Origin of the sequence: Pseudomonas sp. R62 (assembly GCF_000257605.1) — a bacterium.
GTDB classification, from domain to species: Bacteria; Pseudomonadota; Gammaproteobacteria; order Pseudomonadales; family Pseudomonadaceae; genus Aquipseudomonas; species Aquipseudomonas atacamensis.
Map to the genome: position 1 here is coordinate 1774408 of NZ_JH635999.1, position 3220 is coordinate 1777627.

Consider the following 3220-nt stretch of genomic DNA (forward strand, 5'->3'; position numbering starts at 1 on the left):
CTCCGAGCTTGAATCCACCCGTGGTGCCCCCCTTGAGGCCTCCTTTGCTTTGAGTCTGATTGCCGTCACTGCTTTGCGCTCCGTGAGCGACATCAAGGACGATGTTTTTCCCGGTGATGTTGATGTTGCGTCCGGAGTCCAACTGGCTACCGTGAACGCTCACGTTGTTTTCAGCGTCCAGACTGATGTCATTGCCCGCCGAAAGCGTGGAAGGACGATTGCTGATTGATGTCTGCGTATGGGTCTGACCGATGCTCGAAGCACCTTCATGGCCATCGAACGTCGCACCGGCAAAAAACTGGCCGAGGGTATCGACTGACTTCAGCACACTCGAACCTTTGCTGACCCCATCTTCGCCCTTGCCAGTTCCCTGGAGAGTGTTGAGCGTATTGCCGATGTTGTAGGCCATCGTGGTCGTAGTGCCGTTGCGCTTGACGCTGTCCCAGGTGGTAATCACGTTCGCTTGTTCAGCGGCATCAATGTTGATGTCCCGCTTGGCGTTAACCTTCAAGTCAATGCCGGACTCTATGTCCGAACCTTGAAGATTGAAGTCCCGACCGGCAGCGACATTCAGGTTCTGCCCGGCAGAGATGGAGCTACCAGCAGCGGTATGCCCGCTACTGTTGACTCCATTCTTGATTGTTTCATTGCCGACAAAGGTGCTGAAGGCATTGCTGTCGATGGTTTGTTTGATGCCATAGCTCTTGTTGGTCTCCCAACTACTGCTGCGTTGCTCATCAATACTGGCGACCACGTTTACATCACGACCGGCATCAATGTTGGCATCGTGACCGGCATTGATGCCGCTGCCGATAATGTTGATGTCCCGGGTCGCTTTCAGAATGGCGTCATGACCAGCATTGATTTCACTACCAACACTGGTGGAGCTGACAACTTCACGTCCGCCTTTATGTGATGCATTTGCGGTGATGTCAGCGCCCGCTCCCGGGGTGCCTGCAAACAAGCCGACGGTGTCTTTGAGTGAAAGGCCCAGCTTTTTCTTGAACTCCTCGGCCCGACTATAGGCTTCGTTATCGGCGGCGGAGAGATTGATGTCCCCGGTCTTGTCCAAAAGGCCGGCATGCAACTCCGCATTGTTGTCCGCGTTGATCACGCTGGCATTCAAGTTGATATCGCGGCCACTGATGATAACGGCGTCGTTCTTGGCGTTGAGTTCACTACCGACCTGAGTAACGCTGGTGGCAAGGTGACTGCTGCCCTTGGACGACATGCCAAACAGGCCGGTTTTGGTTTTCTTGGTATATGAGCCGGTTTCTTCGGTGGCAGAGAGCACGGAAACGTCATTTTTGGCGCCCAACACCAAGTCATTCCCTGCATTCATCTGACTGCCAATGATGGTGACATTTCGCCCACCATCAAGATTGACGCTGCCGTCTTCATCTTTATGGGTGTTGACGGTCAGGTCCCCGCCTGCGTCGATGACTGAAGCGACATTGGTACTGTCGTAGCTTTCGCTTTGCGTGGTTTTACTGCGTCCGAACGATCCCTTTTTCTTCTTGTAGTAATAAGAGGAACTTTCGTCCTTGGCCGAAGCGACAAGGATGTCCTGTTCTGCATTCAGACTGATGTTCTCATCGGCCTTGATCCGGCTGGCGATGATCCCCAAATCGTTGCCCGCATGAATGGCAATATCTCGCCCTGAGTTCAGTACGGTGGATTGCTGGGTAATAGTGTGAGTCTCCTGCGCCCGCTTTTTGCTGCGAGACACAAAATCACTTTCGTTGGCAGCCGACGTCAGAAGTATGTTGTTACCCGCGGTCAAGGCCATGTCGAGCTTGGCATCCAGCCGACTGGCGACCACTGCCACGTCACGATCGGCACTGATCGTCAGATCCCGCCCGGACGCCACTTCAGCGCCGTGCTGCGTAATCGTCTGATTGAGGTAACTGCCGCCCCGTGCATTGGTGCTGCGATTCTGCACCGAGGTGATGTTCACATCGCGATCAGCATCGAGCGTCATGTCCCGACCGCTTTGCAGCACGCCACCGATATTGTTGATGTCCTGACCGGACTTGATGGTCAGATCATTGGCCGCCTCGATCCGAGCAGCGTTATCGAGATAGTCGCGGTGACTTGTATTACCGAACCGGCCGTAATCGACACTGGTCACATCACGCTGGTTGATCACGCTACCGTTGGTGGCCGTCAGGCTGACATCCTTGCCCGAGATAATGCCGCCGGACTTGTTGATAATGTCGTTGCCGGCCTTGAGCGTGAGGCGTTCGCCGGCTTCGATCAGGCCGGTGTTGGTGAGGTTGTTACCGGCTTCGGCCGACAGGTTGTTGGAGGCTCGCAGCGTGCCGGCGTTATCGAGGTTGCCGCCGGCGATCAGAGTGACATCGCCGCCCTGAATCAACGCCCCGTTTGGCGCTAACCGGTTATTCGCCTGCGCCAGATACAGCACCGGCACCAGCACTTTTTCGCCGTTTACTTCGTGCTCTTCGAGCCAGACGATGTCATGGGTCAGTGCCGCGACTTGTTGCGCGGTCAAGGTGACGCCCATCGACAGGTTGAGCTGGTCCTTGCTGGCGATGGCGTTGTTCATCAGGTACTTGAACATCGCTTCGTCGGAAGTCTGGCCGTCGATGAAGCGCTGACCAGTACGGGCGACCACGGCCTGCTGCACCAAGCGTTGTTCAAACAGGCCGTCGCCCAAGCGCTTGGCGCTAGTGTCGGGGTCGTAGCCGAGCTTCTGCAGCAGGTAATCCGAACTCTCGAATTTTTTCAGGTCGGTGAGTACCGGATTGGTTTCGATCAGGTATTTGTGTGGGTTGGAGCGCACGCTGGTGTCAGGCAGACCCTGTACACGTGGCACGTCAAAGGAAACATTGCCCCGATCAGGCGCTGAAACCCGGACAAGTCCGCCGCTCTCGGCGGCATTGACGCTGATCATTGCGGTCTTGTCGTTGAGATTCAGCGACTGACGATCAGCCAGTGCCAGTTCACGGTTTTTCACCGAGACCGGGGCGTCGTCGTCGATCTTGAACTCGGTAGCATGTCGGACCGGCATCCCGCCCGCATGTGTCGAGGGTGCGGCGCTGATAGAGCTGATCTTCCAGCCTTCGGCGGCCACCATCGCCGGTTCGCTACCGTCCTTTTTGCTCAGACGGAACAGGCCGTTGTCGCCGCTCGGCAAGGTGAAGCCCGGCAAGGCCAGGGGGTTGACCTGCTGTTGGGCCAGGTCTGGAGGTAGCTGCGC

Annotated in this window: 1 protein-coding gene; it reads right to left on the reverse strand. The window is 56.4% G+C overall.

Going from position 1 to position 3220, the window contains the following annotated elements; translation table 11 throughout:
- Positions 1–3220: hemagglutinin repeat-containing protein (locus OQK_RS25900; protein ID WP_177318501.1), on the reverse strand; the 3220-nt coding region annotated here is incomplete at both ends.